At 37.5% G+C, this 4,445-nt stretch carries 6 protein-coding genes; 4 read left to right on the forward strand and 2 right to left on the reverse strand.

Features of this window, described 5'->3' with window-relative positions:
* Positions 1–81 precede the first annotated feature (81 nt).
* Positions 82–231 carry a hypothetical protein gene (locus tag Xedl_RS28020; protein ID WP_158024417.1) on the forward strand — a complete coding sequence of 50 codons (150 nt, stop codon included), beginning with the start codon at positions 82–84 and terminating at the stop codon, positions 229–231.
* Here the strand turns inward: Xedl_RS28020 and Xedl_RS19010 are convergent.
* A complete protein-coding gene (locus Xedl_RS19010) occupies positions 228–665 on the reverse strand; it encodes an MFS transporter (protein WP_167366729.1) in 438 nt (145 codons plus the stop codon). The two genes, Xedl_RS28020 and Xedl_RS19010, sit on opposite strands and share 4 nt — an antisense overlap.
* Between Xedl_RS19010 and Xedl_RS19015 the strand changes: the two genes are divergently transcribed.
* Entirely contained in the window at positions 632–1,186 is a 555-nt protein-coding gene (locus tag Xedl_RS19015; RefSeq protein WP_074025283.1) for a TetR/AcrR family transcriptional regulator, read from the forward strand. The two genes, Xedl_RS19010 and Xedl_RS19015, sit on opposite strands and share 34 nt — an antisense overlap.
* A 263-nt stretch (positions 1,187–1,449) precedes the next feature.
* The gene (locus Xedl_RS19020) at positions 1,450–2,310 is read left to right on the forward strand and encodes an AraC family transcriptional regulator (RefSeq protein WP_208605093.1); all 861 of its coding nucleotides are present in this window, start codon (positions 1,450–1,452) and stop codon (positions 2,308–2,310) included.
* A gap of 426 nt (positions 2,311–2,736) precedes the next feature.
* On the opposite strand, the gene Xedl_RS19025 is transcribed toward Xedl_RS19020, so the two are convergent.
* Positions 2,737–3,372, reverse strand: a complete 636-nt coding sequence (locus tag Xedl_RS19025) for a helix-turn-helix domain-containing protein (protein ID WP_074025285.1) — start codon at positions 3,370–3,372, stop codon at positions 2,737–2,739.
* Positions 3,373–3,693: 321 nt separating this feature from the next.
* Between Xedl_RS19025 and Xedl_RS19030 the strand changes: the two genes are divergently transcribed.
* Entirely contained in the window at positions 3,694–4,353 is a 660-nt protein-coding gene (locus Xedl_RS19030) for a helix-turn-helix transcriptional regulator (protein WP_074025286.1), read from the forward strand.
* The last annotated feature ends 92 nt before the right edge of the window (positions 4,354–4,445 follow it).

The following is a 4,445-nucleotide window of genomic DNA, read 5'->3' on the forward strand; positions in this document are numbered from 1 at the left end:
ATGATAAAATCTTGCTGTGACATAGCCTTTTGTTCCTTTATTTCTCTATTTTTGACGACTTAAAGTTATAAAGGAGCGGCTATGTCATTTCAACTCACCCTAAAAGTCGAGCATCGCGTTAAGTTCTGTACAGATTGTAGCGGTGTCAGTGGCACCGCTTTTTTATTGCGACACGGCTGCCGGTACAATCAGTATGCATTGAGGATCTACACTCAGCGCAGTGGCGTTTAGCGGCTATGGGGAAAACCGTGTTTTTTAGCCTGCCAAGCTACGATTAATCCGCTCAATAGCAATATACATATGGCCCAAGGGAATGAGGATACACCTCTGGTTTCCAGTAATACTCCTCCAATAATCCCGCCACCAGCAATAGCAAGGTTCCAGGCAGTGACAACCATAGACTGCGCCACATCGGCACCATCCCCTGCTGCATTAGCAGAAGCTGTTTGCAATAATGTAGCCGCACCACCAAAAGTTAATCCCCACAGAGCAATGCCCAGATAAATAACAGATGGGAGCTTACCACCGAAACCAAGCATGATGGCAGTTAAGGTGAATACACTGAGACTGAGCAATACCAGTGTTCGTAGATAACGATCAACCAATAACCCGATGATCCAAATACCAAGCAATGCTGCTGTTCTGGGAGCATGGCTATGAATCAACGTCTCTAAGCCAACTTAAGTCTAGAATGGGCGGTATCTCCGCCCCCAGTTTCTATGCGGCTTTTGGTTCCAAAGAGACATTATTTAAAGAAGTGGTAACCCGTTATATCGATACGTATGGTCAAGCCCTTGTTAGCCTTTGGGATGAGACTCTTTCCCCCAAAGAAGCTATTGAACTGGCTCTGCGTCGTTCAGCAAAAATGCAGACGGAAGGTAGCCATCCTCTGGGCTGTTTGCTGGTATTGTCAGCTAGTGTTTGCTCACCAGAACATATTCATATCCAAAAAATGCTGGCAAATGCCAGAGAGCAAGTACGACAAGGTTTCGTTTCCTGTATCCAGCGTGCTATAGATAACGGTGAATTAGCGGGAGAAAGTGAGCCTATAGTAATGGCGACAATGTTCAACAGCTTCCTGTCAGGATTTTCAATTTTGGCTAAAGATGGCGTTTCTCTGGCAGTTCTAGAATCATCCATCACACAAATAATGAAAATTTGGGATATTGAAGCCAGCAGTTACTAAATATCACGAGCAATTTAATATAGGTTCCCCCCTCATTCACCTGCTCGAATTTCTGTCAGGTGATCCTGGCAGTATCCAGGAAAGCCCAATTTTTGCGGCTTTCCTCAGAAATCACTCTTCTGTGTAATCATGATCAATCATGAAGTTACCCACAAACTTTGTGTCTTAAATTCACGAAAGATATAAGTCAGCAATAATCATCATGTCTTACTACAGGAGACTATATAACATCTCTTTGTACCAGATAGCTTGGATATATGACGATGATTAAACAACGATTACATGCCCTTCTCCATTACATTGATAAAAATATCGATACACATATGGATGGAGAAAGTTTGAGTAACATTGCAGCTTGTTCCAAATACCACTTTCACAGATTGTTTTCCGCAACTTATGGTATCGGTGCTGCTGCATATATCAGGCAAATTCGATTGAAGAGAGCGATTTATGAGCTGGCGTATAACGATCATTCAGTCATCGATATTGCTCTTGCATGTGGATATGAAAGTCCTGAAGCATTCTCCAGAGCATTCAAAAATTCAGTTGGTCAAAGTCCTATTGAGTTCAGAAAAAAACCTGATTGGTCTGTCTGGCACAGCAATTATCAAATTATAAACAATATTAGGACTAAAATTATGAATGAGAAATTATCTCTTGTTGAAGTAAAAATCGTCAATTTTCCAGAAACCACTGTGGCAGTTATGGAACACAAAGGTTCACCATCAAATATTGGCAACACAATTAGGGAGTTCAAGGAGTGGAGAATAAGTAACAAATTATCTCCAGAGCGTCACCGAACTTTTAATCTTGTTTATGCCGATCCTGCAAACATTGATCCACAAGAATATCAGTTTGATTTGTGTGTAGAGATCTCGCCAAAGTTTGAGATTAAGAACGCAAAAATTGTACTAAAAACAATTCCATCAGGAAAATGTGCTTATATTAGATACACTGGTTCAGATGATGGAATAACCCCTATAGTCAATGACTTGTATACAAATTGGTTATCAGAACACAATCAAGAAGTTCGGGATTTTCCGTTATTTTTTGAACGGGTAAAGTTGTTTCCAACTGTGACTGAAGCCGAAGCTGTGACTGATATTTATCTGCCTCTGGCGTAAGACACCTTACAAGTTATTGCTACGTTAGCTTGTAATATATTGGCTTGATGATAGTTCCAGTCTCTTAATCAGATGCCTCCGATTAAGAGACTGGTTACCGTACATTGCCCTGGTGTAGGCGAGTAACATTTTAATTCAAAATAATGAAAATAATTTGCCTGAATAGAAGGAGAAATGTTCTCCTAATCTAACATCCAGACAAAATATAAATTTTACCTTATGTTTTAATGATGAAATTAATACATCAGACAAATACCAAAATCAACATATAAAAACACAAATGTTGATTTTTACGATGAATAAGTGTGTCATTATTTAATGATGAATAAACAAAAAAACAAACAAATAAAATTAAGTTATTGATATTATTAAATATTATTGTCATCATATAGAGAATGGTTATTAACCGCTAAGTTGTATAAATATTCACATGATAAATCTATGTGACAAGGAGGTTTTCCCATAGCTAAACCGTTCTTCCACTATATCCCCAATGATTATCCAGTTATCCAGACTTTCTCTATTCGATGCTTTGAGATGAAACTGCTGCTGTTTGGGATCGAAACATAGTTTAGGATTGTTATTCTGGTAATTACCTCTCTTGATTATTAATAAATCTCCTGCATTATGTTTGTCTGATAAATCATCCTCAAGTAAAACGGCAACAATATTAGGCCCTGTACCAAAATAATACGTCAGTTTTCTGCCAACAATCAGGGAGCCTATCTTACCGTTCAAAAATTCAGAAGTAATACATTCAGATTGCATAAATAACGGAACAGCACAAGGATTCATGTTCCCTTCATAAGAAACAACCTCATCCAAACGCTCTTTTTCTGCGATATCAGTTACTTCTATTTCACTATATGATATGCCAAAGAAATTGGAGATTTTCTGTATGGTAGAAGGGTGAACGTTTTGCACCCTACCCTCTAAGATATTATAGACCGTTGTACGGTTAAGACCTGTTTGCTCACAGAGCGATACTCTCGTTTCCCCTCTGGAATCAAGCAAATATTGCAAATTTTTTCTCAGGTGTTCCATTTTTTGCTTTTTATACATGCTAACGCCCAGAAAAATATATAACTAGCTAATTTATATTAATTTTTAGACTAATCTCTTTTTATAAGAACACGAAAGGGTGAAAAACACCCTTGTCATTGAGCAGTAAAAGTGATAGCAGTTTTTCCTTGGATGTAATTATTTAATAATAATTCAAAATTATTTGATAGAGAAAATATAACTTGTGCCAGTATTTTAAATTTCGATTTAACAATCACCTTGAAAAATTAACCTTGATGGATATGAAATCAATAAAAGCAGAAGCATAAATACACATATTTTTATTTGCAATGAATAAACTAACAATTATTTGAGATAGAGATGAATTTATCCCATAAAAATAATGAACCCTATTTCAAGGGGCTAATTGCCATGATGGAACATCTCAGTGATCCTTGGGGTATTAAGGATGTGGACTCCAGACATATCTATATGAATAAAGCGGCTTATCTTTATACCAATACACCAGAATACTTTGACATTGAAGGTAAGCTAGACTGTGAATTTCCAACTGATTGGTCTGATGACCAATTTTCACAAGATCTCAAAGAGCATGACCGGAGAACCGAAGAATCAAAAGATAGAGTTTCCATTATCGAAACACATTATTGGTACGGAAAAAAAAGTTTAGCGCCTTTCATTAGTGAAAAATTTCCCGTGTATAACGATGAAAAAGAGTGCATTGGGATTGTTTGGAATGCTAAACCACTAAGTAGCTTTTCTCCCTTAAAATATATTAATCACCACAAACCCAGCATACTCACCACAGAAGCGGCTACAGACCTGTTTACTCGTAGTGAGCTGGATATCATCTTCTTCATGCTGCAAAGACGCACAAATAAGGAAATTGCCCAAATATACAACGTTAGCCACAAAACAATAGAAAACAGAGTTTATAACATCTATCAAAAAGCTAATGTTCATTCGCTCCAGCAATTTGAGGATTTTTGCCGACACCTACAATTAGATAGCTATAAATAAGCTTTCATAATAACGATACACTCATTTTTCTCACTCCCGGTTGTTGCCCTGATGAAAAGGCGGTCATAAATTCTTCAACGCACACTAAGAGT

The sequence above is a fragment of the Xenorhabdus eapokensis genome (assembly GCF_001908105.1).

Excerpts from the sequence above, each read along its gene's own strand:
- Xedl_RS28020 (WP_158024417.1), top strand. The coding sequence starts at position 82 with ATGTCATTTCAACTCACCCTAAAAGTCGAGCATCGCGTTAAGTTCTGT.
- Xedl_RS19015 (WP_074025283.1), top strand. The coding sequence starts at position 632 with ATGCTGCTGTTCTGGGAGCATGGCTATGAATCAACGTCTCTAAGCCAA.
- Xedl_RS19020 (WP_208605093.1), top strand. The coding sequence starts at position 1,450 with ATGATTAAACAACGATTACATGCCCTTCTCCATTACATTGATAAAAAT.
- Xedl_RS19025 (WP_074025285.1), bottom strand. The coding sequence starts at position 3,372 with ATGTATAAAAAGCAAAAAATGGAACACCTGAGAAAAAATTTGCAATAT.
- Xedl_RS19030 (WP_074025286.1), top strand. The coding sequence starts at position 3,694 with ATGAATTTATCCCATAAAAATAATGAACCCTATTTCAAGGGGCTAATT.